This is a genomic window from Paraburkholderia sp. GAS38, assembly GCF_050434965.1.
Lineage (GTDB): Bacteria > Pseudomonadota > Gammaproteobacteria > Burkholderiales > Burkholderiaceae > Paraburkholderia > Paraburkholderia phenazinium_A.
Genome location: NZ_JBNDJO010000008.1, coordinates 245,358 through 271,177 on the forward strand (window position 1 = coordinate 245,358; position 25,820 = coordinate 271,177).

A 25,820-nucleotide genomic window follows, 5' to 3' on the forward strand; every position below is an offset into this window, starting at 1 on the left:
GCCTTTAAATTCCTGTCAATCGAGCCGAAGCTTGGATTCGGCGTAGGCGTACATCGGACGCCACAGCAGGCGGTTGAACAAAGTGACGAACAGGGACATCACGGCAATGCCGAGAATGATCTTGGGGAAGTCACCCGCGGCGGTGGTCTGCGCGATATAGGAACCCAGACCGTGGGCGACCACCTTGGTATCGCCCCACTGCACGAACTCGGCCACGATGCTGGCATTCCACGCCCCGCCCGAAGCGGTGATAGCGCCGGTGACGTAGTACGGAAAAATGCCCGGCAGCATCGCCTTGCGCCACCACTGCCAGCCGCGAATGCCGAAGTTGGTCGCCGCCTCCTTGTAGTCGTTCGGGTACGAACTGGCGCCCGCGATCACGTTGAACAGGATATACCACTGCGTGCCGAGCACGATCAGCGGCGAGAGCCAGATGTCCGGATTCAGATGGAAGCGCACGATCACGATGACGAACACCGGGAACAGCAGGTTGGCCGGGAATGCCGCGAGGAACTGCGCGACAGGTTGAATCTTTTCGGCCAACGCCGGACGCAGCCCGATCAGCACGCCGAGCGGCACCCAGATCACCGAGGCGATCGCGATCAGCAGAAGCACACGGATCAAGGTGATCAGGCCGAGCACGAACACGTGGCCGACTTCGTCCAGCGTGACGCCGGTCCGCACATACGAGATCACGCGATAGACCACGAACACCGTCAGCAGGATCACCAGGATGCCCCAGACGATATCGCCCACGCGCGACGACTTCTGGCGCTGCGGCAGCGCGAAGTTGAAGCGGGCGAACGCCGGCATCCGTAGCGGCACCCGCGCAGCGTTGGCGAAGACCCAGCCCATCGGCACCAGCAGACGGTGAATCAGGCGCGTCCGGCGGATCAGGTCGAGCAGCCAGGACTCCGGCGCATCGCCGGAACTGGTGTTCTCCATGCGGAACTTGTCGGCCCACGCCACCAGCGGACGGAACAGGAACTGGTCATAGACCAGAATCACAACCGTCATGGTCAGGATGACCCAGCCGACTGCATGCAGGTTCTTGTCGGAAATGGCCTGGGCCAGATACGCGCCGATGCCCGGCAGCGTGATCGTGTTGTTGCCCACCGTGATCGCCTCCGAGGCCACCACGAAGAACCAGCCGCCCGACATCGACATCATCATGTTCCAGATGAGGCCCGGCATCGAGAACGGCACCTCGAGCTTCCAGAAACGCTGCCAGCCGGTCAGGTGAAAACCGCGCGAGACCTCATCCAGATCGCGCGGCACTGTGCGCAGCGACTGGTAGAAGCTGAAGGTCATGTTCCAGGCCTGGCTCGTGAAGATCGCGAAGATCGCCGCGAGCTCCGCGCCCAGCACGCGTCCAGGGAACAGCGCGAGGAAGAACGTGACCGTAAACGAAATGTAGCCCAGCACCGGCACCGACTGCAGAATGTCGAGAATCGGCACCAGCACGAGGCCCGCGCGGCGGCTCTTGGCCGCCAGCGTGCCGTAACTCAGCGTGAACACGAGCGACGCCACCATCGCCGCAAGCATGCGCAGCGTCGTGCGCAACGCATATTCAGGCAGGTTTGTTGGGTCGAGCGAGATGACCTGGGTCTTCAGCGTCGACATCGGCGCGAGCGTCTGGTGAAAGCCAATCGCCGCAAAAGCGATCACGCAGATGATCAGCGGAAAGGCGACGAAGTCCCAGCCGTTGGGCAGCAGGCGCCACGCGGAAGCATTGGCGGTGCGTTTCAGATCGAAACTGAAGTCCATCAGACGCCCTTCCTGTTTGCGTAGGCTAGGTGGAGACAGGCCGCGCGGGACGGCGCCGAGTGTGCGGGACAGGCGTGGCTTGCAGGCTGCCGGTCAGGCACGGCAAGCAGGCCGGCGGAACGGTCCGGAAAGCGAAAATCAGGCGTGGCAGCAAGCATATGCGCGGTAGTCGTTAGCGTCGGAGATACATTGACCGGCAGCGGCCGAACCCTGGGCGAAACACCCCGGACCGCCGCTGCAGCCGCCTGTCAGGGCAGGCGCCGCCCGAAGGCTGGCGAGCTTTCCTTGTTTTGGACGGCACGACACTACTACAACCTGTGTTTCAGGCACAACCTTTCGGGGCAAATCAGTCGCACGGCACGCCCCCGGACGACCCGGCCGGTCGCGCGGCGTGGCGTGCCGGAGACATCTGGAAAACCCGCACCCCCGTTCAGAAAGGGACTCGTATGGTCGTTAATTACCTGATGGCGTGCGCCGAGTCGCAATAACGGATGGCGTTGCGCCACCTGGCGGTTAAAATCGAGACAGGGCGGATGGTTTCGGTCAGCCAGGTAAAAGGAGCGAACCTGGCGTGACCGGACACGCCGCGGATTGCCCGCTGCCCGCAGCAACGACTCAGCGCCGGCGCGCTGCAACGATTGACCTTGTTGCAACCCAAAGTCAGACGGATCAGAGAGTCGATGAACAGGAATTCCTTGCGCCAGGCCATCGGACCGCTCAGCTTCGCGCTGGTCGTGGTCGCGTGCTGGCTCGCGTCCGGCATGATCGCGGACCGCATGGTTCAGCAGGAACTCGATGCCGCGCTGCGCGCGCAACGGCAGATGTCTTCGTCGATCGTCGACAACATGGCCGAAGTGATCGCCAGCGACCTCTCCATGTCCCGCGCCATTCCGGCCACGATGGCGGAAATCAACGTCGTCCAGCGCGCGCTTGCGCAGTCGCAAGGTTATGCCGTGAGCAGCGCCGTGCCGGCCGCTACGCTGCACGCGAACCTGCTCAAGGTGCCGGAACTGGTGGCCGTCAGCAACTTCCTGCACGACGCCCAGGGCTTCTCCGGACTCGACTCGATCTGGCTCGTCAACGCCAACGGCTTATGCGTCGCGTCCAGCAATACGCAGAGCCGCAACTTCGTGGGCATCGACATGCGCGGGCGCAACTATCTCTCCAACGCGCTGCTGGGCGCGTTCGGCGAGGCCTACGGCGTGGGCCGCGCGAGCGGCGAACCGGGCATCTTCATCGCCGCGCCGGTGTATGACGACGGCGTGCTGGTCGGGGTGGTGATCGCCAAGGTCGGCATTTCGCGCTTGCGCCACTGGGTGGCCCACGAAGGAACCTTCGTGGCCGACGAGAACGGCGTGATCATCATGGCCCATAACAGCGCGCTGGAAGGCCATGTCCTGCCGGATGGGCACATCAAGCAGATGAGCAGCGTCGAACGTCAGAACATCTATCGCCACGAAGACTTTCCGAACGTCCCGATCCAGGCGGACATGCAGCCGGTGCGCGAGCAGGCGCCGTGGGTGCCGACGGACATCGCGATGCAACTGTTCGGCATGGGCGAGCGCGCCGAGCCGGCGCTCTACGAGTGGCGCGGCGGTCTCAACTCAGGACTGTCCGCCCATCTGGTCGATCCGCTCGCCGCCTGGCCCGAACTGCTGCGCAACCATAAGCGCGACCGCCTGCTGGTGTTTCTGACGCTCGCGGGCACCGCGGCGCTGGCATGGGTGATTACGGTGTCCTATGTGCGCGAGCGGCGCCACCATCGTGCGACGCGCGACCTCGCCGAGCAGTTGCAATCGGCCAATACGCTGCTATCCGCCGAGGCCCGTCACGATGCGCTGACCGGCGCGCTGTCGCGCCGCTATTTCCTCGATCTGCTGCGGCATGAAATCGAACGCGCTCACGCAGGCGGCGAGCCGCTGTGCATGGCGATTGCCGACCTCGATCACTTCAAGCAGATCAACGACCGCTTCGGCCACGCCGCCGGCGACCGCGCCCTCGAGCACTTCGTCGATACCTGTCGCGCCGAACTGCGCGGCGGCGATGCGATCGGCCGTCTGGGGGGCGAGGAATTCGGCATCCTGTTGCCGGCCACCGCACTCGAAGGCGGCCGCGACGTGGTGGAACGGCTGCGCACCCGGCTCAAGGCGGTGCCGTCGACCAAGCTGCCGGCCTCCGCCAACCTGAGCGTGAGCATCGGCATCACCGAACTGTCGCCGGAAGATCTGCCCGAGCGGATCATGAGCCGCGCCGACCTCGCCCTCTATGCCGCGAAAACCGGCGGCCGCGACCGCACCGAGGCGCTGCCGCCGGACGACACCGCGCCGCCGGCGCGCACCGCCGCCACGACCTGGTGAGGACCGGCGCCGACGCGCCGCCCGCGCACCATGTGCTAACACGCCCGAGCCAAGCAGGTATGATCAACCTTCATACGAAGCTTGTTGTTACCGCTCTATCGGGAGAGATGCATGAAGGGAAATCTGGTCATTGTTTGCCGCGATCACGATGCTGACGCGTTCGACCATCTGCTGGCCGAGTACGGCGCCTTTCAGACGCGCTTATCGTCGACCGCGTGGTATCTGAAGCTGGAGGTGGCGCCGGAGCTGATTCAGGAGGAGATTCTCACGCGCCTCGGCAAATATACGACGCACTATATTTTCGAAGCCGAGACCGTGACGTGGAACACGGTGGACAGTGAAGCGGCCAACGCATTGAATACGCTGTTTTCGGAGTAATCCACCGCTACCGCATCACGACCACGCGCTTTCCGACATTGAATTCACGCGCGGCACGGCCTCGAACGGGAACGTCATCAACACCCGCAGGCCGCGCCCGCCGTGATTGCCGAGTTCCCATTCCCCGCCGGCGCGCCGCACCAGCCGTTCGACGATCGCCAGCCCCAGCCCGCTGTGGCCGTTGCCGCCGCGCGCCGGGTCGAGCCGCACGAACGGCCGGCTCGCGTTGATCAGATCCTGCGCAGCAATTCCGCCGCCATTGTCCTGCACCGACAACGTATAGCCCGCCGACGTGCGGGCCGTCGCCAGCACGACAGGCGGCGCGCCATAGGCATGCGCATTGTCGAGCAGGTTGGACAGAATACGGTCGAGCGTGGCGGCCGGCAGCAGGAAGCCCGGGCCCGCCTTCAGATCGGTCAGCACGGTGGCCGCGCCCGCCGCCACCGCGCGGTAGCTGCGCACCACACGCTCGCACTGCGCATCCACTTCGACGGCTTCGCTGCGATCGGCGCCGTCGTGAGCGAACACCAGAAACTGCTCGACGATATGCGTCATCGAATCGACGTCGCGCACCACGCCGTCGCGCACCTTGACCTCGTCCATCATCTCGGCGCGCAGGCGCAGCCGCGCGAGCGGCGTCTTCAGATCATGCGCGACCCCCGCGAGCATCACGGCGCGATCGTTCTCCGTGCGCGCCACTTCCTGCACCATCTGGTTGAAGCCATGCGTCAGTTGACGCAATTCGCGCGGGCCCCGCTCCGGCACCGGCGGCACCGGCTGGCCGCGGCCAAAGCGGGCGACCGCGCTGGCGAGCGAGCGCAACGGCTGCTGCAATTGCCACGCCGCAAAGAGCGCGGCCATCACGGCAAACGTGAAGATGATGGTGAGCCACAGCACCATGCGGTCCACCGAACGCGGCGGACGCAGCGGCTGAACCGGCACGACGATCCAGTCGGCGTCGCTCGGCTGACGCACCCACAAGGTAGGCGGCTTGCCCGGTTCGCCGAGGCGCACCTGGGTACCCGGCGGCATGCGGTCGCGCACGTCCTCGAGGAAGTGGTTGAGCGGTGTATTCGAACCCTCTTGCAGCGCCGGCACATCCTTGCTCGACGGATCGACCAGCCGCACCCGCGAAGGCAACGGCTGATCCGGCGTATGCAGGACGTGCTGACGCACGGCGTCGACGAGGAAGGTGGCCTCTTCTACGGCATAGCGGTTCTGAAACTGGCTGCGCTCGAGGCGAAACAGCGCATACCCCGCGAAATGCGACAGCAGCAGCACCCCGACGACCAGCAACGCCAGCCGCCCGAACAGTGAATCAATGGGTCGGCGCATGCTGTTCGCCATCCGGCACGAACACGTAACCGCGGCCGCGAACGGTCTGAATGAAGCGCGGCGTGGACGGATCGGTTTCGAGGATGCGGCGCAGACGCCAGACCTGCACGTCGATGCCGCGGTCGGTGCCGTCGTATTCCGGACCATGCAGCAATTCGAGCAGGCGCTCGCGAGTCAGCGTGCGCATTGGGTGATTGACGAAAATCTTCAGGAGCGCGAACTCACTGCCGGACAAGGTCAGCGGTTTGTCTTCGAGATTCAGCGTGCGCGACTGGAAGTCGAGCGTAAAACGGCCGAACGTGAACGGTTCGCGCTGCTCCGGCGCGGCCGCCGACGGCAGCGTGCGGCGGCGCCGCAGCACGGCCTGCACACGCGCCAGCAGTTCGCGCGGATTGAACGGCTTGCCGAGGTAGTCGTCCGCGCCCAGTTCGAGGCCGACGATGCGGTCCACGTCGTCGGCGCGCGCCGTCAGCATGATCACCGGAATGTCGTCGCCCGAGGCGCGCAGCTTGCGCAGCGCCGTCAGGCCGTCCACGCCCGGCATCATCAGGTCGAGCACGATCAGATCCGGGCGCTCGCGCTCCAGCCGCCGCTCGAGCGAGCCGGCGTCGTGCAGCACCGACACTTCAATGCCCTGGCGGGCCAGATAGTCGCGCAACAGATCGCGGAGTTCGAGGTCGTCGTCGACGACAAGTATTTGAGTAGCCATGAGATGAAGTTTAACGCCCAGGAGGTTGGGTTTCCGGGCCGGACACCCCGCAAAGGGTTACCGGGTGTTACGGCGAAAGGCGCCAGTAATGTCGCGTAATAGCGACACGCGCTCAGGTAACACAGCGCACGTCGCGGGTCTTTACGCTGTGTCTTACCGAATGCATCCCGTCCTCTGTTGCCGTGTTTGCATCGTCGGCTATTCCATTACAAGGAGCCATTCATGTCCACAAAAATGTCACGCTTCGTCGCCGTCGCCGCAGCATCGCTTGCCATTGGCCTCGGCGCTTACGCCGCTCAACCTGACGGCCAGGGCGGCCCCGGCGGTCCCGGCGGCTGGCATCACCACGGCGAGTTCAAGGAGGAACTGAACAAGCTGCACGGCCAGTTGAACCTGAGCCCGGATCAGGAAAAGCAGTGGCAGGCCGCACTCGACACGATGAAACAGAATCGTGAAGCCTCGCGCGCCGCCCACAAGCAGATGCACGACCAGATGAAGGCGCTGCAGCAGCAGCCGATCCTCGATCTGAATGCGCTGCACGACATGCATCAGAAGGCTGAAGAGCAGAACCATCAGTTGCGCGAGCAAACCTCGGCAGCCTGGCTCAACTTCTACAACGGCCTGAACGACAAGCAGAAGACCATCGTCAGCACGGCCCTCAAGCAGCATTGGGCCAAGATGGAAGCGCGTCACGAAAAGATGCGCGAGCATTGGCAGCATCATCAGGGCGCGGCATCGGCCCCGGCAGCGAATCAGTAAGCGCTTGCTGCCTGTGCATGACCGGCGCGCTGTCGGTCGCCGGTCATGCAAACAGAAACGCCACGGAAGAGACTTCCGTGGCGTTTCTGTTTTGCGGCGGCGGCGGCATTGCGGCAGCGGCAACGTGGCCAGGTGTCGTCCCCTGGGCCGTTCAATCACTCAATGCGTCATTCGCTCAGCCGTTTAACGCGCCGAGGTCGAACACCAGCACCTCGGCGTCGCGCCCCTGTTCGAGCGTGACCGCGGCGGCATCGACGATCATGGCGGCATCGCCCGCCGCCAGGGCTTCGCCGTTGACGGTCAGCGCGCCGCGCGCCACGTGAACATAGGCACGGCGGCCCGCCTGCAACGGCAGCGCAGCCTGCTCGGCGCCGTCGATCAGCGCCGCGTAGATCGACGCGTCCGAATGAATCGTCACCGAGCCGTCGCGTCCATCCGGCGACGCGACGATACGCAGACGGCCGCGCTTGTCGGCATCGTCGAAGCGCTTTTCTTCGTAACCCGGCTGGTCGCCCGCACGCTGCGGCAAGACCCAGATCTGCAGCAGATGCACCGGTTCGTGTTCCGACGCGTTGAACTCGCTGTGCATCACGCCCGTGCCGGCGCTCATGCGCTGCACGTCGCCGTGGCGAATCGTCGAGCCGTTGCCCATGCTGTCGCGATGAGCAAGCGCGCCGTCGAGCACGTACGTCACGATCTCCATGTCCCGATGCCCATGCGTGCCGAAGCCCTGCCCCCCCGCGATGCGATCTTCGTTGATCACGCGCAGCGGTCCGAAGTGCATGTGCTCCGGGTCGTAGTAGTCGGCAAACGAGAAGCTGTGATACGAGTCGAGCCAGCCATGGTTAGCGTGACCTCGTTCGTCGGAGCGGCGGATCTCGATCATAGGGTTCTCCAGTAGGGATGCATTGCGATGCCCAGAATGTATGGGCACACGGCGTCCAGTACAACCCGCGCCGGCGCACCGGATCGTTCCAAAAATCCGGGCAATCGGCGCGTCGCTCCAGTTGCGCTGACCTGGGCCGCCACAACCGGGGCAGCCCAAGGCCAGCCGAGGGCCGCGCTGCCGGGTACTGGAGCGCCGGACTGGCATGGTGCGGCCGTTCGGGTAAAATACCGCGCTTTTTGGGCAGACTCAGGCGTGCGGTCCTACGGAGACAACCTTGGCGAGGTCTTCGAGGCAAACGCACAGGCAGGGGCGGCCCGCTCGCAGGCCACCTAAGCCGGACCTGTACGGCCGGGCAAAACGATCCGGCACGACAATTTTGACCGCCTAGAATAGCGACGGCCGCTCAAGGCCGGTTCGTCGGTTTCGACCGCTCCAACCGGCCGGGCGCCGCGCGTCCAGTCTGCCTCACAACATCCGGAACTCGGGACGGACCCGCATGGGCCTGCCGCGAGCTTCGTAATACAGTCGGAAAACGCGCTGTCCAGCCGGCAACGGCCGGACGGTCATGATTTGCTCAGCGGTGCAGTCAGGCCGCGTCTTTCGCGGTGCGCACTTCACGCATCGTCAAGGACCTTATATGTTCCTTCAAGGCTACGGCCCGTTGCTTCTCAACGGCACCTGGCAGACCGTCAAGCTGGCGGTGCTGTCGCTGGCGTTCGCGTTCGTGCTGGGCTTGCTCGGCGCGGCGGCCAAACTGTCGAAAAACCGGGTCTCCTATAGTGTAGGCACGCTCTACACGACCCTCGTGCGCGGCGTCCCCGACCTCGTGCTGATGCTGCTGCTGTTCTACAGCCTGCAGATCTGCCTGAACAACCTGACCGACCTGCTCGGCTGGGACCAGATCGACATCGACCCGTTCGTGGCCGGCGTAGCGGTGCTCGGCTTCATCTACGGCGCCTACTTCACGGAGACCTTCCGCGGTGCGTTCCTCGCCGTGCCGCGCGGCCAGCTCGAAGCGGGCCACGCCTACGGCATGACCGGCTGGCAGGTGTTCTCGCGCATCATGTTCCCGCAGATGATGCGCTTCGCGCTGCCAGGCATCGGCAATAACTGGCAGGTGATGGTGAAGGCCACCGCGCTGGTATCGATCATCGGCCTCGCCGACGTCGTGAAAGCCTCCCAGGACGCCGGCAAGGGCACCTTGCGGTTCTTCTTCTTTACCCTGCTGGCGGGGGCCATCTACCTCGTCATCACCACGGTCTCCAACTTCGTGCTGATGTACCTCGAAAAGCGCTACTCGACCGGCGTACGCAAGGCGGATCTATGATCGAGATCATTCAGGAATACTGGCGCAACTACCTCTATAGCGACGGCTACCGCTTCACCGGCCTCGTGATCACGTTGTGGCTGCTGGTGGTGTCGATCGGCCTCGGCTTCTGCCTGTCGATTCCGCTCTCGGTCGCGCGCGTCTCGAAGAAGAAGTGGCTCTCGGGTCTGGTGTGGCTCTATACGTATGTGTTCCGCGGCACGCCGCTCTACGTGCAGTTGCTGCTCTGCTACACCGGCCTCTACAGCCTCGAAGTGATCCGCAATCACGAGCTCACCAACGCGTTCTTCCGCGACGGCATGCATTGCACGCTGCTCGCGTTCACGCTGAACACCTGCGCGTACACCACGGAGATCTTTGCCGGCGCCATCCGGGCGACACCGTACGGCGAGATCGAAGCCGCACGGGCCTATGGCATGTCGCCGTTCACGCTGTACCGGCGCGTGATCCTGCCGTCCGCCCTGCGCCGCGCGCTGCCTTACTACAGCAATGAAGTGATCCTGATGCTGCACGCCACGACGGTCGCCTTCACCGCCACCGTGCCGGACATCCTGAAGATCGCCCGCGACGTGAACTCGGCGACCTACCAGTCGTTCAACGCGTTCGGCCTCGCCGCCCTGCTCTACCTGGTTATTTCTTTCACGCTCGTGTGGCTGTTCCGCCGCGCCGAGCGCCGCTGGCTCGCTTATTTGCGGCCGCAAGGCAAATAAGCCGTCAAGGACCCCGACTCATGAACACCAGGAAGCAAAAGCTCTTCGTCGACGAGCTGCATAAACAATACGGCGACAACGAAGTGCTCAAGGGCGTCTCGCTGCGCGCGAACGCCGGCGACGTCATCAGCGTGATCGGCTCGTCCGGCTCGGGCAAGAGCACGATGCTGCGCTGCATTAACTTTCTCGAGCAGCCCAACTCCGGGCGTATCTTCGTCGACGGCGAAGAGGTGCGTACGCAGAAAGACAAAACCGGCGCGCTGAAAGTCTCCGATCCCAAACAGTTGCAGCGCGTGCGCACCCGGCTCTCGATGGTGTTCCAGCACTTCAACCTGTGGGCGCACATGAGCGTGCTGGAGAACATCATTGAAGCGCCGGTCCACGTGCTCGGACTGCCGCGCCGCGAAGCCGAGGAACGCGCCCGTCAATACCTGGAAAAGGTCGGTCTCGCGCCGCGGCTGGAAAAGCAGTATCCGTCGCATCTGTCGGGCGGCCAGCAACAGCGGGTCGCAATTGCACGGGCGCTGGCGATGCATCCCGACGTCATGCTGTTCGACGAGCCGACCTCCGCGCTCGACCCGGAACTGGTGGGCGAAGTGCTGAAGGTCATGCAGACGCTCGCCGAGGAAGGCCGCACGATGATCGTCGTCACGCACGAGATGGCGTTCGCCCGCGACGTGTCGAATCACGTGATGTTCCTGCATCAGGGCCGGGTCGAAGAAGAGGGTCATCCCGACGAAGTATTCAGGAACACGAAGAGCGAACGGCTCAGGCAATTTCTCTCCGGCAGCCTCAAATAACGTTGGAACAACGTTTAGGACAACGGCTGTAGTCAATGTAGTATTACAAGGCGCTTTCAAACAGCGCCTTTTTTCATGTTCGCTTTGCGTTTTGGGTCGTCAAATGTCCCAAATACCGCACCAACATCCCGTTTTTTGCCCTACTCCCACCGTTTTGCAGCGTCAATAGTGGCAATCCTTAAGGTTGCCTCGGGCGAACCGTGATTCCCTTGTCAGACAAGGGTTTCATGGTGTTTTTGGGACGCCGCCGTGAGTGCTTGAGCACACCACTATTGCAATTTGGAGACACCTGCGCGACCCAAGACCAATTTCTTCTCCCATCGAGGGGTATTTTTGATAAATTAGTAACCAAAGTACCAAAACAAAGTTGATTAAAAGTAGTTTCACTTCAAAACACGCAGAGGAGATACCGGTCAACGAGGGATCGGCATGACGCAAAGACAGCCCCAGGCTGCATCGTTATGACAACACACCCCGTTCGACCCAAACCGTCTCCCTGGTACGGATTTCTGTTCGGCACCTCTGGCGTCCGGACACCATTCGCAGTACTGGGTTTTTCTTTTGACAGGGTATGGAGGAGAAGATGAAGAAAGCATTACTCGCCGCGGCGCTGATGTCGGCCGGTGTAGTTGCGCACGCTCAAAGCAGCGTGACGCTGTACGGTCGTCTGGATGCGGGTGTCGAATACATCAGCGGCCTTCCGAACAACAGCTACAACGGTTCCACGTCGCGTGTCCGCCTTGAAAGCGGCGACTGGGGCACGAGCCTGTGGGGCATGAAGGGTGTCGAAGACATCGGTGGCGGCAACAAGATCCTGTTCCAGTTGGAAGGCTCCTTCAGCACGGCGACCGGCGCACTCGGCTCGGCCGGCTCTCTCTGGAATCGCTGGGCGACAGTCGGCGGTTCGAATGACCAGTTCGGTACCCTGCTCCTCGGTCGCGAACTGTTCATCTCCAATGGCGTGTGGGACTTCGACCCGTTCGGTCAATCGAACTGGTCGTCGGCGTCGCTGGTCCGTGGCCGCAACTGGCCGCAATCGAGCAACAACGTTTCGTACCAGTCGCCGAAGTTCGGTGGCTTTGACGTGTACGGCCAGTACTCCTTCTCGAACTCCACGTCGTTTAACGGCGGCGGCGGCACCCCGAGCACAGCTGCACCGGGTCGTGAAGACGGCTTGCAACTGACCTACACGAACTCGCTGTTCCAGGTGCGTGGCCTGTACGACGAAATCCGCAACAACGTCAACGGCAGCCTCGGCGATCCGTCCTCGGGTTCGGTCAACGGTCCGTTCAGCTTCGGCCGCGAATACTTCGCCGGCGTGAACGTGTTCCTCGGTCAGTTCAAGATTCAGGCTGTGTACCAAGGTGCGCGTACTTCGGGCGAAACGGGTGTACCTATCGGCACGCCGACGACGACCGACCAGGAATGGGGTGGCGTGACGTGGCAAGCTACGCCGGCCGCAGCACTGATCGCAGCCGTGTATCACGTGAACGCGAACAACGGTGCAGGCAACGCGAACATCTACACGATTGGTGGTTCGTACAACCTGTCCAAGCGTACGTTGCTCGACATCCAGATCGCTACGGTGCGTAACAGCAAGACGGCCAACTTCGGCCTCGATGCGAACAACGCAGGCGCGGGCGGTACGGTTGGCGGTACGGCTGCCGATCCGGGTACGGGCGGTGCGGCATACAACGAAAACCCGACGCCTGGCCACAGCCAGACCGGTGTTTACGCAGGTATCCAGCACTCGTTCTAAACGAACGGTGCAGTTAGAACAGCTTTAGAATCTTTTTCACGCTGCTGCGAGAGGCGCGTATCGGTGCGATGTCCGCAAGGGTATCGCACCGTTTTTTATTGGCGCGCGCGGCGCTGCGTCCGCTACGCGTTCCTGCGTTTTAAGCTTTAAACCTTAAACCTTAGACCGCTTCAGACCGCTGCTTCGTTTTCCTCACCGGTGCGAATGCGGATCACCCGCTCCACTTCCGCCACGAAGATCTTGCCGTCGCCAATCTTGCCGGTGCGCGCCGCGCCGATGATCGCGTCGATCACCTGATCGCACTGATCGTTCGCCACCACCACTTCGATCTTCACTTTCGGCAGGAAGTCGACCACATATTCGGCGCCGCGATACAGCTCCGTGTGACCTTTCTGGCGTCCAAAGCCTTTGACTTCGGTCACCGTCAGCCCGGTCAGGCCGACTTCGGCGAGCGCTTCGCGGACTTCGTCGAGCTTGAAGGGTTTGATGACTGCAGTGATGCGTTTCATGGCGTACCTCGTCTCTTGATCGGATCGTTGTTCGGAAAGTCGAAAGGAAATAGATAGCTTCGATTCTACGCTGTGCCGGAAGGCCTGCGGACTTTCCGGCAGGGCCTCATTCGGGATGCGTTTCGGGCGGCCGCCCGGGCTACCGGGCAAGCCGCCACTCGCGCTGCGGTTCAGCCTTCCCTCATTCGACCGGTTCGGTGTAGCGCGAAGTGATCGGATAACGCCAGTCGCGGCCGAACGCGCGATGGGTCACGCGAATGCCGATCGGCGCCTGACGGCGCTTGTACTCGTTGATCTTGATGAGGCGCGTAACGCGCTTCACATCGTCCACCGCATAGCCCGCGGCGATGATCTCGGCGAGCGAGCGGTCTTCTTCCATGTACATGCGCATGATGGCGTCGAGCACCTCATACGGCGGCAGGCTGTCCTGGTCGGTCTGGTTCTCGCGCAGTTCGGCCGACGGCGCGCGCGTGAGAATCCGCTCCGGGATGATGTCCTGCTTCGCGAAGGTGGTAGCCGCGTTGCGGTAATGGCACAGACGGTACACCAGCGTCTTGGCGATGTCCTTGATCACCGCGAAGCCGCCGGCCATGTCGCCGTACAGCGTGCAATAGCCGACCGCCATCTCGCTCTTGTTGCCCGTGGTCAATACGATCGAGCCGAACTTGTTCGACAACGCCATCAACAACGTGCCGCGAATCCGTGCCTGGATGTTTTCCTCGGTGGCATCTTCCGCGCGGCCGGCGAATTCGTCGGCAAGCGAGGTGCGGAAGGCGTCGAACATCGGCGCAATCGCGATCTCGTCGTAGCGCACGCCGACCCGGCGCGCCATCTCGGCGGCGTCGGTGGTGGAGATATCCGCCGTGTAGCGCGACGGCATCATCACGGCGCGCACCCGCTCGGCGCCGAGCGCGTCGCACGCCACGGCCAGCACCAGCGCCGAATCCACGCCGCCGGACAGGCCGATGAGCGCGCCCGGAAAACCGTTCTTGTTGATGTAGTCGCGCACGCCCATCACGAGCGCCGCGTAGACCTGCGCCTCCAGCGACTGCTCGGGCGCCACCGTGGTGGGCACGGGACGCGCGCCGTCGAATTCGACGATCGCATGCCCTTCCTCGAACTGCGCCATCTTCGCGACCATTTCGCCGTGGCCGTCCAGCACGAACGAGCCGCCGTCGAACACCAGTTCGTCCTGGGCGCCGACCATGTTCACGTAGACCATCGGCAGACCGGTCTCGCGAATCCGCGCCCGCAGGATGTCGACCCGCACCGCTTCCTTGTTCAGGTGATACGGCGAGCCGTTCGGAATCAGCAGCACCTGGGCGCCGGCCGCCTTGGCCTGCTGGGCCGCCGGCGCGTGCCAGACGTCCTCGCAGATCACGATGCCGTACTTGACGCCGTCCAGCTCGAAGACGAACGGCTTCGGGTCCGACGCGAAGTAGCGCTTCTCGTCGAACACCTCGCTGTTGGGCAGGTCCTGTTTCAGATAGGTGCCCACTACCTCGCCGTCGACGATCAGCGACGCGGCGTTGAAGGTATCGACCGGCGGCACGCCGCGCTCGATTGGCGCGTTTGCTTTACCATGGCCGTGCGCGGCGTCGCGGTGCGGATGGCCGACCACCACGTGCAAGCCGGCGAACGGCTTCAGTTGCGCGGCGAGATCGGCCAGTGCCGCGGCACTGGCGGCATAGAAGGCGGGACGCAGCAGCAGGTCTTCGGGCGGATAGCCGGAGAGCGCGAGTTCCGGCGCGACGAGCAGCTTCGCACCATCGTTGTGCGCGGCGCGGGCGGCGGCGACAAGCTTCGCGACGTTGCCGGCGAAGTCGCCGACAGTGACATTGAGTTGAGCAAGAGCGATTCGGGTCTTCATGGCAGGATCGGGGGCAAGCCGCGCAGCTTGCCGGTTACGAAGGCCAGGTGGCTCGACGCAACGGACACACACACGGACAAACGAACGACGCTCCGCTACATGCGGAGCGCCGCTCAGATCAGGAACAGTCAAACAGATTGAACCAGCAACGCTTTGATTATCGCACGGGCATTCTGGCCTCGCCCTCCGAGGTGGACGCGGCAGAGTGGAACGCCCTCCTCGCCCAGCAAGCCCAGCCCACGCCGTTTCTGCGGCATGAGTTCCTGAGCGCGCTGCACACCAGCCAATCCGCGGTCGCCGATACCGGCTGGGCGCCGCAGTTCGTCACGCTGACCGATCCGCGCACGGACCGGCTGGTGGCCGCGGCGCCCGTGTACCTGAAGGGACACTCCTACGGCGAATATGTGTTCGACTGGGCCTGGGCCGACGCCTACAAGCGCAACGGCCTCGCCTACTATCCGAAGCTGCTGTGCGCCGTACCGTTCACGCCGGTGCAGGGCAACCGGCTGCTGGCCGCGGATCCGCACGCGCTGCGCCACCTCGCCGCCACGCTGATGGCGTTTGCCGAACAGGCGGACGTGTCGTCGCTGCATGTGCTGTTTCCGACCGCCGGCGAAGCCGACGCGCTCACCGAACTCGGCATGATGCAGCGTGAGGGCGTGCAGTTTCACTGGCTGAACGACGGCTATCGCGACTTCGACGAGTTCCTCTCGACGCTCGAGCAGAAGAAACGCAAGAACATCCGCGCCGAACGCCGCAAGGTCCGCGAAGCGGGCGTCACGATGCGCCGCGTACGCGGCGAAGACATCAGCGATGCCGAGTGGCGCTTCTTCGCCAAATGCTACAGGCAGACCTACCGCGAGCACTTTTCGAGTCCGTATCTGAATCTCGAGTTTTTCCGCACGATCGGCGCGACCATGCCGGAGAACCTGCTGCTGGTGATCGCGGAGTACGAGGGCAAGCCGATTGCGAGTTCGCTGGTGGTGTATCAACGCGACGAAAAAACCGGCGGCACGCTGTACGGCCGCTACTGGGGCGCCCTCGAACACGTGCCGTGCCTGCACTTCGAGACCGCGTACTACCAGCCGCTCGAATTCTGCATCGAAGAGAAGCTCGGCGTGTTCGAAGGCGGCGCGCAAGGCGAACACAAGATGGCGCGCGGCTTTTTGCCCACCGTCACGCGCTCGACGCACTGGCTTGCCCATCCGGCTTTCTCCGACGCGGTGGCGCGCTTTCTCGACAGCGAGACGAACAGCATCCACGCTTACGTCGACGAGTTGCGCGACCATAATCCGTTCAAGAGCTAGCCATGCCGTGGTTTCTCTATCTGATCGAATGCGCCGACGGCAGTGTTTATACCGGCATTGCGGTGGATGTGCAGGCACGCTTCGAGAAGCATGTCAGCGGTACGGGGGCGCGGTATACGCGCTCGCGCAAGCCGGTGCAGGTGCTGGCCTCGTTCGAACTCGCGGACCGGTCGAGCGCGTCGAGCGCGGAGTACTGGGTCAAGCGGCTCTCGCCGCCGGAGAAGCGGGCGCTGGCAGCGGGTGTGCGCACGCTTGAATCCGTGTTGCCGGTGGTGGTTCAAGCGGAAGAGGAAGCGGACGCGGCGACCGAAGCTAAAGAGTCGGATAACGCCTAGTGTTTGCAGGGCATGGCCGTGGCGAGTCCATGTGCATGCGCGAACTATGGACTATGGACTATGCGTATGCCTATGCTTGCGTAACGACGCTAAGACCCTAAGGCCCCAATCCACGCCGCCATGAAAAAACCGCGCCGCCCTTTCATTCGGGCCTGCGCGGTTTTTTTAACCTCTGGAAGAGCGAGCCGGCTTACTTCTTGTAGTTCGCCACGCCTTCAGTGATTTCCTTGTGAGCGGCTTCGACGTCCGCCCAGCCTTCGACCTTCACCCACTTGCCTTTCTCCAGCGCCTTGTATTGCTCGAAGAAGTGCTTGATCTGGTCTTTCAGGTACGACGGCACGTCGTCGATCGACTTCAGGCTCGCCGTCATCGGGCAGACCTTGTCGTGCGGCACGGCGATCAGCTTGGCGTCGACGCCGGATTCGTCCGTCATCTGCAGCATGCCGAGCGCGCGCGCGCGCACGACCGAGCCGGCCAGCAGCGGGAACGGCGTGATCACCAGCACGTCGACCGGGTCGCCGTCACCGGACAGCGTCTGCGGAATGAAGCCGTAGTTGGCGGGATAGCGCATGCCGGTGCTGATGAAACGGTCGACGACGAGCAGGCCCAGATCCTTGTCTGCTTCGTACTTGACCGGATCGCTTTGCGCCGGGATTTCGATGATGACGTTGAAATCTTGCGGAAGGTCTTTGCCTGCGGGGACGTGATTGAAGCTCATGAGCGCTCTCTGAACAGGATGAAATTCGGAACACGGCACGCGATGCGGTGCCTGACGTCAATCGGGCGTGACACAGCGGGCCGGAAGTGCGGAATGCGTCATTATAGCCAATCGGCCGATGGCACCGCCCGGACGTTCGGCGCGATAATCTTTGTGAGCGCGGCTGTCAGCGTCATTGCAGGCGCGATCTCAAGCGCCGCTTCACGCGCGCTGCGGCGGCGCCCGGACACCGGCTTTGCCGGCGCTTTGGGGCACCTCGCCGGCGCGCCAAGGCTCGGACTCACAGCCTTTTCAGCCAGGAGCATGCATGGAAGAAGCGAAACACTTCATCGGCAGCGAATGGGTCGCCCCAGCCGGGGGCGAGACGATTCCGGTGCTCGATCCGTCTGACGGACAGCCCTTCACGCAATTGGCCCGCGGCAACGCGGCGGATATCGAGGCCGCGGTACAGGCGGCGCGGCGCGCTTTCGAAGGCCCGTGGGGCGCCGCCAGCGCCGCGCACCGGGGCCGGGTGCTGTACCGCCTGTCCATGCTGGTCGCCGCCCGCCACGAAGAGCTGGCGCAACTCGAAGCACGCGACACCGGCAAGCCGTTGCGCCAGGCGCGCGCGGACGCGGCTGCGCTGGCCCGCTATTTCGAGTTCTACGCCGGCGCCGCCGACAAGCTGCACGGCGAAACCCTGCCCTATCAAACAGGCTATACCGTCTTCACCGTGCGCGAGCCGCACGGCGTGACCGGCCACATCGTGCCGTGGAACTACCCAATGCAGATCTTCGGCCGCAGCGTCGGCGCGGCGCTGGCGGTGGGCAATGCCTGCGTCGTCAAACCGGCGGAGGACGCCTGCCTGTCGGTGCTGCGGGTCGCCGAACTGGCCGTCGAAGCCGGCTTGCCGGCCGGCGCGCTGAACATCGTGACCGGCTACGGCCACGAAGCGGGCGCGGCGCTCGCGCGTCATGCGGGCATCGACCATATCTCCTTCACCGGCTCGCCGCAGACCGGCAAGCTGGTCGTGCAGATGGCCGCCGAGAATCACGTGCCCGTCACGCTCGAACTGGGTGGCAAGTCGCCGCAGATCGTGTTCGCCGACGCCGATCTCGACGCCGCCTTGCCCGTGCTCGTCTCGGCGATCGTGCAGAACGCCGGGCAGACCTGTTCGGCGGGCAGCCGCGTGCTGATCGAGCGCGCCATCTACGAACCCTTGCTCGACCGCCTGGGCGCCGCGTTCAGCGCCTTGCGCGTGGGGCCGGCGCACGCCGATCTCGACTGCGGGCCGCTCATCAGCGCCAAACAGCAGCAACGCGTGTGGGACTTTCTCTCCGACGCGCATCACGACCGCATCGCCATGGCGGCGCACGGCGAGGTCATCCACGAGGCGCCGGAAACCGGCTTCTATCAGGCGCCCACGCTGCTGCGCGATGTGCCGCCGGATCACCGTCTCGCGCAAGAGGAAGTGTTCGGTCCGGTGCTTGCCGCGATGTCCTTCGCCGACGAAGACGAAGCGGTGGCGCTCGCAAACGGCACGCCGTATGGGCTCGTCGCGGGCATCTGGACGCGCGATGGCGGCCGCCAGTTGCGCCTCGCGCGGCGGGTGCGGTCGGGCCAGGTGTTCATCAACAACTACGGTGCGGGTGGCGGCGTCGAACTGCCGTTCGGCGGTGTCGGGCATTCCGGCCACGGCCGCGAAAAAGGCTTCGAGGCGCTTTACGGCTTTACGGTACTGAAGACGGTCGCGATCCGGCACGGCTAGCGGCAACCACAACGCTGACACATACGGAGACATCATGCGGTTGACAGGTAAAACGGCCATCGTCACGGGTGGCGGCTCGGGTTTCGGCGAGGGCATTGCCAGGACCTACGCGCGCGAAGGCGCGAACGTCGTGATCAACGATCTGAACGCCGCGGCGGCCGAACGCGTCGCGAGCGACATCGCGCTGGCGGGCGGCAAGGCCATTGCGGTGCCAGGAGACGTCACGCTTGGCGCCGACTGGGAGCGTCTGCGCCAAGCCGCGCTCGAGGACTTCGGCAGCGTGCAGGTGGTCGTCAACAATGCCGGCACCACGCATCGCAACAAGCCCGTGCTCGACGTGACGGAGGCCGAGTTCGACCGTGTCTACGCGGTCAACGTGAAGAGCCTCTACTGGAGCGTGCAGGCATTCGTGCCGTACTTCCGCGAGCAAGGCGGCGGCGTGTTCATCAACATCGCCTCGACCGCGGGCGTGCGGCCGCGTCCAGGGCTCGTCTGGTACAACGGCAGCAAAGGCGCGGTGATCATCGCCAGCAAGGCGCTCGCCGCCGAACTGGGACCAGACCGGATCCGCGTGAATTGCGTGAATCCCGTGATGGGCGAAACCGGACTGCTGACTGAGTTCATGGGCGTCGAAGATACGCCGGAGAACCGCCAGCGCTTCCTGGCAGGCATTCCACTCGGCCGCTTCTCGACACCGCAGGACATCGCCAATGCCTGTCTCTATCTGGCGTCGGACGAAGCGGATTTCGTCACCGGCGTGTGCCTGGAGGTGGACGGCGGGCGCTGCGTGTAGTCAACCCCGGGCACCCTGCGGCACAGAGCGGCACCTGATTTCCACAAAAAAAGAGGAGACACCACCATGGCAAGTCCTGCGAATCCGCTTCATCATCCCGGCGCGGGGGCGCCGCCCTCAACCTTCGAAGAGGCGACCTACCGCAAGGTGGCGTGGCGTCTCACGCCGCTATTGATGCTGTGCTACGTGGTCGCCTATCTCGATCGGGTCAACGTCGGCTTCGCCAAGCTGCAGATGACCACCGACCTGAACCTGAGCGACGCGGTCTACGGCTTCGGGGCCGGCATCTTCTTCGTCGGCTACTTTCTGTTCGAGATCCCGAGCAACGTGATCCTGCACAAGGTCGGCGCGCGCGTGTGGATTGCCCGCATCATGGTGTCGTGGGGCGTGATCTCCATGTTGACGATGTTCGTCACCACGCCCACCCTGTTCTATGTGATGCGCTTTCTGCTCGGGCTCGCCGAGGCGGGCTTCTTCCCCGGCATCATCCTGTATCTGACCTACTGGTATCCGGCGCATCGGCGTGGCCGCATGACCACCTGGTTCATGACCGCGATTGCGCTGTCGGGCGTGATCGGCGGGCCGGTGTCGGGCTATATCCTCAAGACCTTCAACGGCGCCAACGGCTGGCATGGCTGGCAGTGGCTGTTCCTGCTCGAAGGCATTCCGTCGATCGTCGTCGGTATCCTCGTGTTCGTCCTGCTCGACGACCGCATCGCCAAAGCCAGCTGGCTCACGCCGGAAGAGCGGCAACTGCTCGAAAGCAATATCGCCACCGAGGACGCCGCCAAGCACGACCTGCCGATCCGCACGGTACTCGCGAGTCCGCGCGTCTGGCTGATGAGCCTGATCTACTTCTCGTTCGTGATGGGCCTCTATGGCGTGAGCTTCTGGCTGCCCACCATCATCAAGGCAACCGGCGTCACCGATGCGTTCATGATCGGCCTGCTCTCGGCGATTCCGTTCGCCGCCGCGGTGGTGGGCATGGTGCTGGTCTCGCGCAGCGCGGACCGCAAGCGCGAGCGGCGCTGGCATATCGCGCTGCCGGCGGTGGCGGGGGCGGTGGGCCTGGTGCTGTCGGTGGTATGGGCTCACAACACGTTGTTGGCGATGGCGTCCCTCACGCTCGCGACCATGGGCATCCTCACGACGCTGCCGCTCTTCTGGAGTCTGCCGACGGCATTCCTCGCCGGCACCGGCGCAGCAGCGGGAATCGCAATGATCAATTCGATCGGCAATCTGGCCGGGTTCCTGAGTCCCTACGCGGTGGGCTGGCTCAAGCAGGCCACGGCCGCCAACGATTCGGGCATGTATATGCTGGCGGCGTTCATGGTGCTGGGCGGATTGCTGGCGCTGAGCGTGCCGGCAAAGCTCGTGAACAAGTAGCGCGTGCGGACGATAAAAAGCCCTCGGAGCGTGTTTCCTCCGAGGGCTTTCCTTTTGCGCCGGTGTGCCGGTGTGCCGGTGTGCCGGCTGCTGCTGCGCGCTCGCGGCCTTGCGGCCTTGCGCCATTACGCCGCTACACCGTTACGCGGCTAAACCGCGACACCGCCCGAACTCAAACCACGTTCATCGCCAGCGCGCTTTCCCGATAGTGCTGGCTCGCCTTCTCGCCGTCGCCCAACTGTTCGTGCAAGCGGGCCAGCGCCCGATGCGAACGGATCTTGAGCGTCTCGTTATCGGCCAGCTTCAGCGCCGTCTCGAGGAACGACTGCGCCTTGCCCCACAGTTGTTGATGCAGACACAGGCGGCCCAGCGTGAACATCAGATCGGCGTCCTCCGGACGTTCCTTCTGCCAGGCTTCGGCCTTCTGGATCAACGGCAACGCGTCGCCGCCAGCCGTGTCCGGATAGCGGCGCAGCAGACGAGCGTCCCAGTTCTGCGCCAGCGCTTCTTCGACGATCTTGCGCGCGTCCTGCGGACGATTGAGCGTCACCAGCAATTCAGCGGCGAGGTCAGCGAGGCGCGGCGAGTGCCGCTCCGTGGGCGACAGCGAATGCCACAACTCCAGCAGCGCATCGGCGTTATGACGACGGTCGCGCAACAGGTTCTCCGCCGCGAGCTGGCGCAAGCGCACCGCCACCGCGGGGTGAATCGCCTCGCGCTTTTCCAGCGTCTTGACGAGCTTGAGCACCTCGCTCCAGTTCTTCAACTGCTGCTGCGCGCGCAACATGATCTGTTGCGCATGAATGCGGCGTCCGCCTTGCGACTGCATCTCCGTCAACGCGGCCAGCGCGCCGTCCGCATCGCGGCCGTCCGCACGCATGTCGGCGGTAGCCATCAGGCGGGCGTCCTGCCAGTCGGCCTCGTCGATCTGCGACAACCATTCGTCGCGCCGCGCGTACTCGCGCATGCGGTGCGCGGCGGTAGCAGCGACGAGACCCGCCGCGCCCTTGTTGTCGCCGTTGGCGAGCGCGTCGCGCGCCGCTTTCTCCGCGCGCGAGAAACGTCCCGCATACAGATTGCCGATCGCATCGCGCAGTGCCGCATGCGCCTTCGCCACGCGCGAACGGGCCCGGTAAGCGGCCACGCGCTGCGGCATGCGCCAGATGTTGCGCACGATGCGCAACAGCGCATACACCACGATAAACAGCACCACCAGTCCGACCACGAACAGGTTCAGCGATACGTCCACCCGGTACGGCGGATAGACGAGCAGCACCTGGCCCGTATCGAAACGCCCGACCGTCGCCAGCGCCACCGCGATGACAAACAGCAGGGCCAGCCAAAGAAGTCCCCGGATCGCCATGATTAACCTCGGCTCCGGTATTGATTGACGGCCTGCAGGCTCGTATTCAGGTTCGGCACTTCAACGGCCGCCGAGCCATCGTCCACGTCCTTCACCAGCCCACGCACGGTCTGCGTGCGTTTCGACGCGTTGTCGAAATAGCGTGCGAGCGCCGCGTCGGCCGCGTGCAGATCCGACTTCAGCGTGGTCTGGTTGCGCGACAGCAGCGCGAGACGCGCCGACAGCAGGCGCAGCTTCAGATTCTCGCGCACGAAGTAGCCCTGGTCCGGCGTGATCAGCATGGCGTCAGCGTTGTCGATGCGGCGTACCTGCACGAGGCTCGTCAATTGCTGGCCGATGCCCGTGTAGAACTGCTGCCACCACACCTTCCAGCGCGGCTCGCCGGTGGCCGCCGCAACCTGCGCGGTATCGGCCGGCGCAACCGCGTGCGGCACGGTGTGCGCGATCAGCGCTTCGCCGTTGAGCGGCAGCGCGTCGACCTGGTCGATCGCGTTGTCGAGCTTGATGGCAAGGCCCGTCAGATCGGTGGACGGCGCCGACTTCAGCTTGTCGATGTCCTGGGCGATCGCCTTGCGCACCGCCATCACCTGCGCACCGTCCGACGCCGCCAGCCGCGTGTCGGCGCTTTGCAGCGCGAACAGCGCGAGCTGCGTATTACCGGTCAGTTGCAGTTGCTGGCTCGCGCTCGACAGCATCTGCCCCACTTCGGCGAGGGTCCAGTCGTCGCGATTGCGCGCGAGATCGGCGTATTGCTGTTGCAGCGCCTGCTCGGCCTGCTGCGCATCGGTCAGTTTGCCTTCGAGCTGCGACATCTGCGAATCGATCTCGTGCACCGTTGCCACCGCCTGATCGGTTTTCACGGCGAGCGCAGCGGTTTGCGCGTCGTTGGCCTGCTGGCGCTGGGTCAACTGCTGATCGAGCCGGATGACCTTGCGATTGAGCGCAATGCCGCCGACCACTGCAGCGCACAGGACGATCACCACGACAAACCACAGCAGCGGTCCGCTCGCGCTGCGGCGCTTTTGCGCTTCGTAGGGCGTGAAGGGGGGATTGGGCGGCAACGCTGTGGTCGCAGCCGGCTGGGGTGAAGCGTTCGTGGAGGCGTTCGATTCAGTCATGCGTGAGTGAGCCGGGTTGGTCGGTACCGGTTGAACAACGGGAGGTACGGCGCAAAGCAAGGCAGGGGCAATGCGCTCATCGCCCGCGCCGGACACCGTAATGCTATCAAAACCCAGTCCCCGCGCGGTCTGCGCGATACGTGGGTGAGGCGTGACGAGCGTCGCGCGCTTCAATTGCGCGATTTCGCCGGCGTTCAGATGCTCGCGCGCCAGTTCATCCAGATTGCGTACGCCCTCGGAGCTGGTGACGAGCCACGCGTGTGGCTCGCCCGCCAGCAGTTCATGCACGCGCGTCCACGCGGCAATGGACGGCTCCGGCACGAGGCGCCGGTAGGCCGCCACCGTCTCCACTTCGACGCCCGCTTCGCGCAGACGCTCGGCCAGCCACTCGCGGCCGCCGTCGCCACGCACGATCAGCACGCGCTTGCCTTCGAGCGAGGCCGCGCCAAGCGCGGTGTCGATGGCTGCGAACAGCGCCTCGGAATCGAAGCGCGCGGCTTCGTCGTCCGCCGCGGCCGACGGGCTGATCACCCGGTACGCCGGCGCCGCGACACCATGACGCGCCAGCGCCGCAACGCTGCCCGGGCCGACGACGCCGACCGGCAACGCATGCGGCCAGATCGAGCCGGACTCGGCAAACGCGTAGTCGACCGCGTTGGGCGAAACGAACACCACCAGCGCATAACGTTCGAGCGCGCCTAACGCGGCATGCAGCGGCGCCACATCTTCGGCGGCTGCGATCTCGATCAGCGGAAACTCGAGCGTGGCGACGCCGGCCGCATTCAGTTGCGCCGCGAGCGCCGCCGACTGGCCCGCCGGACGCGTGATCACGACCGTATACGACGGCGCCTGACCGTTCGGTTGGGGGGATGAGTTGACGCCTGCCTGTGCCGCCATCACGCGCCAGTCGCCGGACCGCTCGCCGTGCTGAGGGCACGGACGATATCAAGGGCACCCTGGCTTTCGAGCGCCTGCGCGACTTCAAGGCCCAACTGCACGGCCCGTTCGACCGTCGGCGCAGGCGCCGAGGCCTGGGCGCTCAGCACGCGCCGGCCATCGGGCGTGGCCACGACGCCGCGCAGATGCAGCGCGCCGTCGTGCCAGGTGGCGTAGGCCGCCAGCGGCACTTCGCAACTGCCGCCCAGCGCGCGCGACACCATGCGCTCCGCTTCGACGGCAGCCGCCGTGTGCTCGTGATGCAAAGGTGCCAGCCACGCTTCCAGTTCGGGGCGCCCCGCGCGAATCTCGATGCCGAGCGCGCCTTGCCCGGCCGCCGGCAAACTGTCGTCCGGATCGAGCCATGCGCGGATCCGCTCGCCGAGCCCCAGACGCTTGAGACCCGCGGCGGCCAGAATGATCCCCGCGTAATCGCCGCGGTCGAGCTTCGCGAGCCGCGTATCCAGATTGCCGCGCAACGGCTGCACGACGAGGTGCGGATAACGCGCGCGCAGCATCGCCTCGCGGCGCAGGCTCGAGGTGCCGACCACACTGCCCGCGGGCAGCGCGGCGAGCGACTCGTAGCCGTTCGAGACGAACGCATCGCGCGGGTCTTCACGCTCCATGATGGTGGACAGCGTAAAGCCCGGCGGCAGCTCCATGGGCACGTCTTTGAGCGAGTGCACGGCGAGATCGGCGCGGCCTTCGGCCAGCGCGTTCTCCAGTTCCTTCACGAACAGGCCCTTGCCGCCGACCTTCGAAAGCGTGCGATCGAGAATTTGATCGCCGCGTGTCGTCATCCCGAGGATTTTTACGTCACAAGATGGATATAATTTGTGCAGCGCACACCGCACATGCTCGGCCTGCCACATCGCAAGGCGGCTTTCCCGCGAAGCGATGACCAGGGTAGAGGGCGGTGGCGCCGAAAGCGTCTCGGAATTCATTGCG

At 64.5% G+C, this 25,820-nt stretch carries 23 protein-coding genes; 12 read left to right on the forward strand and 11 right to left on the reverse strand.

Annotated features, from left to right (window positions below):
• Positions 1-15: 15 nt before the first annotated feature.
• Together P3T42_RS20630 and P3T42_RS20635 are read right to left on the reverse strand one after the other, a co-directional pair.
• Positions 16-1,767: an ABC transporter permease gene (locus P3T42_RS20630; protein WP_429307088.1), complete on the reverse strand. Its 1,752-nt coding sequence runs from the start codon at positions 1,765-1,767 to the stop codon at positions 16-18.
• A 457-nt stretch (positions 1,768-2,224) separates the two neighbouring features.
• Entirely contained in the window at positions 2,225-2,476 is a 252-nt protein-coding gene (locus P3T42_RS20635; protein ID WP_143788573.1) for a hypothetical protein, read from the reverse strand.
• Between P3T42_RS20635 and P3T42_RS20640 the strand changes: the two genes are divergently transcribed.
• Complete coding sequence (locus tag P3T42_RS20640; RefSeq protein ID WP_429307089.1) at positions 2,448-4,124, forward strand: sensor domain-containing diguanylate cyclase; 1,677 nt, start codon at positions 2,448-2,450, stop codon at positions 4,122-4,124. The two genes, P3T42_RS20635 and P3T42_RS20640, sit on opposite strands and share 29 nt — an antisense overlap.
• Positions 4,125-4,235: 111 nt before the next feature.
• Positions 4,236-4,502: a hypothetical protein gene (locus tag P3T42_RS20645; protein ID WP_074302043.1), complete on the forward strand. Its 267-nt coding sequence runs from the start codon at positions 4,236-4,238 to the stop codon at positions 4,500-4,502.
• Positions 4,503-4,517: 15 nt separating this feature from the next.
• Here P3T42_RS20645 and P3T42_RS20650 read toward each other — a convergent pair whose 3' ends face one another.
• Positions 4,518-5,837 (reverse strand): ATP-binding protein, encoded by a 1,320-nt coding sequence (locus tag P3T42_RS20650; RefSeq protein ID WP_074302044.1) that lies wholly within the window; start codon positions 5,835-5,837, stop codon positions 4,518-4,520.
• The gene (locus P3T42_RS20655; protein WP_074302045.1) at positions 5,821-6,546 is read right to left on the reverse strand and encodes a response regulator; all 726 of its coding nucleotides are present in this window, start codon (positions 6,544-6,546) and stop codon (positions 5,821-5,823) included. Before P3T42_RS20655 ends, P3T42_RS20650 begins: the two co-directional genes overlap by 17 nt.
• Before the next feature lie 222 nt (positions 6,547-6,768).
• Between P3T42_RS20655 and P3T42_RS20660 the strand changes: the two genes are divergently transcribed.
• A complete protein-coding gene (locus P3T42_RS20660) occupies positions 6,769-7,305 on the forward strand; it encodes a periplasmic heavy metal sensor (RefSeq protein ID WP_074302046.1) in 537 nt (178 codons plus the stop codon).
• 175 nt (positions 7,306-7,480) lie between these two features.
• On the opposite strand, the gene P3T42_RS20665 is transcribed toward P3T42_RS20660, so the two are convergent.
• Positions 7,481-8,191, reverse strand: a complete 711-nt coding sequence (locus P3T42_RS20665; protein ID WP_074302047.1) for a pirin family protein — start codon at positions 8,189-8,191, stop codon at positions 7,481-7,483.
• A gap of 640 nt (positions 8,192-8,831) precedes the next feature.
• Between P3T42_RS20665 and P3T42_RS20670 the strand changes: the two genes are divergently transcribed.
• From P3T42_RS20670 to P3T42_RS20685, 4 genes are all read left to right on the forward strand, one after another.
• The gene (locus P3T42_RS20670; protein ID WP_074302736.1) at positions 8,832-9,521 is read left to right on the forward strand and encodes an ABC transporter permease; all 690 of its coding nucleotides are present in this window, start codon (positions 8,832-8,834) and stop codon (positions 9,519-9,521) included.
• Complete coding sequence (locus P3T42_RS20675; RefSeq protein ID WP_074302048.1) at positions 9,518-10,231, forward strand: ABC transporter permease; 714 nt, start codon at positions 9,518-9,520, stop codon at positions 10,229-10,231. Before P3T42_RS20670 ends, P3T42_RS20675 begins: the two co-directional genes overlap by 4 nt.
• Positions 10,232-10,251: 20 nt before the next feature.
• Positions 10,252-11,031, forward strand: coding sequence for an ABC transporter ATP-binding protein (locus P3T42_RS20680; protein WP_429307090.1), 780 nt, complete (start codon positions 10,252-10,254; stop codon positions 11,029-11,031).
• Positions 11,032-11,614: 583 nt separating this feature from the next.
• The gene (locus tag P3T42_RS20685; RefSeq protein WP_074302050.1) at positions 11,615-12,790 is read left to right on the forward strand and encodes a porin; all 1,176 of its coding nucleotides are present in this window, start codon (positions 11,615-11,617) and stop codon (positions 12,788-12,790) included.
• Positions 12,791-12,960: 170 nt separating this feature from the next.
• On the opposite strand, the gene glnK is transcribed toward P3T42_RS20685, so the two are convergent.
• Together glnK and P3T42_RS20695 are read right to left on the reverse strand one after the other, a co-directional pair.
• Positions 12,961-13,299 (reverse strand): P-II family nitrogen regulator, encoded by a 339-nt coding sequence (gene glnK, locus P3T42_RS20690; RefSeq protein WP_074265470.1) that lies wholly within the window; start codon positions 13,297-13,299, stop codon positions 12,961-12,963.
• Positions 13,300-13,480: 181 nt separating this feature from the next.
• Positions 13,481-15,169: an NAD+ synthase gene (locus tag P3T42_RS20695; RefSeq protein ID WP_074302051.1), complete on the reverse strand. Its 1,689-nt coding sequence runs from the start codon at positions 15,167-15,169 to the stop codon at positions 13,481-13,483.
• 137 nt (positions 15,170-15,306) lie between these two features.
• On the opposite strand from P3T42_RS20695, the gene P3T42_RS20700 reads away from it, so the two are divergent.
• Positions 15,307-16,476: a GNAT family N-acetyltransferase gene (locus P3T42_RS20700; protein WP_074302052.1), complete on the forward strand. Its 1,170-nt coding sequence runs from the start codon at positions 15,307-15,309 to the stop codon at positions 16,474-16,476.
• Between the two features lie 2 nt (positions 16,477-16,478).
• Positions 16,479-16,811: a GIY-YIG nuclease family protein gene (locus P3T42_RS20705; RefSeq protein WP_429307091.1), complete on the forward strand. Its 333-nt coding sequence runs from the start codon at positions 16,479-16,481 to the stop codon at positions 16,809-16,811.
• Positions 16,812-17,001: 190 nt separating this feature from the next.
• Here P3T42_RS20705 and ppa read toward each other — a convergent pair whose 3' ends face one another.
• A complete protein-coding gene (gene ppa, locus P3T42_RS20710; protein WP_074302054.1) occupies positions 17,002-17,529 on the reverse strand; it encodes an inorganic diphosphatase in 528 nt (175 codons plus the stop codon).
• A gap of 307 nt (positions 17,530-17,836) precedes the next feature.
• On the opposite strand from ppa, the gene P3T42_RS20715 reads away from it, so the two are divergent.
• The 3 genes from P3T42_RS20715 (at position 17,837) to P3T42_RS20725 (ending at position 21,455) form a co-directional block, all read left to right on the forward strand.
• Entirely contained in the window at positions 17,837-19,276 is a 1,440-nt protein-coding gene (locus tag P3T42_RS20715) for an aldehyde dehydrogenase family protein (RefSeq protein ID WP_429307092.1), read from the forward strand.
• 34 nt (positions 19,277-19,310) lie between these two features.
• Positions 19,311-20,069 (forward strand): SDR family oxidoreductase, encoded by a 759-nt coding sequence (locus P3T42_RS20720; RefSeq protein ID WP_429307093.1) that lies wholly within the window; start codon positions 19,311-19,313, stop codon positions 20,067-20,069.
• Between the two features lie 66 nt (positions 20,070-20,135).
• Complete coding sequence (locus tag P3T42_RS20725) at positions 20,136-21,455, forward strand: MFS transporter (RefSeq protein ID WP_429307094.1); 1,320 nt, start codon at positions 20,136-20,138, stop codon at positions 21,453-21,455.
• A gap of 172 nt (positions 21,456-21,627) precedes the next feature.
• On the opposite strand, the gene P3T42_RS20730 is transcribed toward P3T42_RS20725, so the two are convergent.
• Genes P3T42_RS20730 through hemC form a run of 3 tightly spaced genes read right to left on the reverse strand, consistent with a single transcriptional unit; the run spans position 21,628 to position 25,816 of the window.
• A complete protein-coding gene (locus P3T42_RS20730; RefSeq protein ID WP_074302059.1) occupies positions 21,628-22,818 on the reverse strand; it encodes a heme biosynthesis protein HemY in 1,191 nt (396 codons plus the stop codon).
• Positions 22,819-22,820: 2 nt separating this feature from the next.
• Positions 22,821-24,833, reverse strand: coding sequence for a fused uroporphyrinogen-III synthase HemD/membrane protein HemX (gene hemDX, locus P3T42_RS20735; RefSeq protein ID WP_429307095.1), 2,013 nt, complete (start codon positions 24,831-24,833; stop codon positions 22,821-22,823).
• Positions 24,833-25,816 carry a hydroxymethylbilane synthase gene (gene hemC / locus P3T42_RS20740; protein WP_074302061.1) on the reverse strand — a complete coding sequence of 328 codons (984 nt, stop codon included), beginning with the start codon at positions 25,814-25,816 and terminating at the stop codon, positions 24,833-24,835. Before hemC ends, hemDX begins: the two co-directional genes overlap by 1 nt.
• Positions 25,817-25,820 lie beyond the last annotated feature (4 nt).

What these genes read in the sequence shown, in the direction of transcription:
- P3T42_RS20685 (WP_074302050.1), top strand. Translation starts at nt 11,615, where the DNA reads ATGAAGAAAGCATTACTCGCCGCGGCGCTGATGTCGGCCGGTGTAGTT.
- P3T42_RS20650 (WP_074302044.1), bottom strand. Translation starts at nt 5,837, where the DNA reads ATGCGCCGACCCATTGATTCACTGTTCGGGCGGCTGGCGTTGCTGGTC.
- P3T42_RS20660 (WP_074302046.1), top strand. Translation starts at nt 6,769, where the DNA reads ATGTCCACAAAAATGTCACGCTTCGTCGCCGTCGCCGCAGCATCGCTT.
- glnK (WP_074265470.1), bottom strand. Translation starts at nt 13,299, where the DNA reads ATGAAACGCATCACTGCAGTCATCAAACCCTTCAAGCTCGACGAAGTC.
- P3T42_RS20715 (WP_429307092.1), top strand. Translation starts at nt 17,837, where the DNA reads ATGGAAGAAGCGAAACACTTCATCGGCAGCGAATGGGTCGCCCCAGCC.
- P3T42_RS20645 (WP_074302043.1), top strand. Translation starts at nt 4,236, where the DNA reads ATGAAGGGAAATCTGGTCATTGTTTGCCGCGATCACGATGCTGACGCG.
- P3T42_RS20675 (WP_074302048.1), top strand. Translation starts at nt 9,518, where the DNA reads ATGATCGAGATCATTCAGGAATACTGGCGCAACTACCTCTATAGCGAC.
- P3T42_RS20640 (WP_429307089.1), top strand. Translation starts at nt 2,448, where the DNA reads ATGAACAGGAATTCCTTGCGCCAGGCCATCGGACCGCTCAGCTTCGCG.
- P3T42_RS20670 (WP_074302736.1), top strand. Translation starts at nt 8,832, where the DNA reads ATGTTCCTTCAAGGCTACGGCCCGTTGCTTCTCAACGGCACCTGGCAG.
- P3T42_RS20655 (WP_074302045.1), bottom strand. Translation starts at nt 6,546, where the DNA reads ATGGCTACTCAAATACTTGTCGTCGACGACGACCTCGAACTCCGCGAT.
- P3T42_RS20695 (WP_074302051.1), bottom strand. Translation starts at nt 15,169, where the DNA reads ATGAAGACCCGAATCGCTCTTGCTCAACTCAATGTCACTGTCGGCGAC.
- P3T42_RS20720 (WP_429307093.1), top strand. Translation starts at nt 19,311, where the DNA reads ATGCGGTTGACAGGTAAAACGGCCATCGTCACGGGTGGCGGCTCGGGT.
- P3T42_RS20705 (WP_429307091.1), top strand. Translation starts at nt 16,479, where the DNA reads ATGCCGTGGTTTCTCTATCTGATCGAATGCGCCGACGGCAGTGTTTAT.
- P3T42_RS20725 (WP_429307094.1), top strand. Translation starts at nt 20,136, where the DNA reads ATGGCAAGTCCTGCGAATCCGCTTCATCATCCCGGCGCGGGGGCGCCG.
- P3T42_RS20665 (WP_074302047.1), bottom strand. Translation starts at nt 8,191, where the DNA reads ATGATCGAGATCCGCCGCTCCGACGAACGAGGTCACGCTAACCATGGC.
- P3T42_RS20680 (WP_429307090.1), top strand. Translation starts at nt 10,252, where the DNA reads ATGAACACCAGGAAGCAAAAGCTCTTCGTCGACGAGCTGCATAAACAA.
- hemDX (WP_429307095.1), bottom strand. Translation starts at nt 24,833, where the DNA reads ATGGCGGCACAGGCAGGCGTCAACTCATCCCCCCAACCGAACGGTCAG.
- P3T42_RS20630 (WP_429307088.1), bottom strand. Translation starts at nt 1,767, where the DNA reads ATGGACTTCAGTTTCGATCTGAAACGCACCGCCAATGCTTCCGCGTGG.
- ppa (WP_074302054.1), bottom strand. Translation starts at nt 17,529, where the DNA reads ATGAGCTTCAATCACGTCCCCGCAGGCAAAGACCTTCCGCAAGATTTC.
- P3T42_RS20730 (WP_074302059.1), bottom strand. Translation starts at nt 22,818, where the DNA reads ATGGCGATCCGGGGACTTCTTTGGCTGGCCCTGCTGTTTGTCATCGCG.
- hemC (WP_074302061.1), bottom strand. Translation starts at nt 25,816, where the DNA reads ATGAATTCCGAGACGCTTTCGGCGCCACCGCCCTCTACCCTGGTCATC.
- P3T42_RS20635 (WP_143788573.1), bottom strand. Translation starts at nt 2,476, where the DNA reads ATGGCCTGGCGCAAGGAATTCCTGTTCATCGACTCTCTGATCCGTCTG.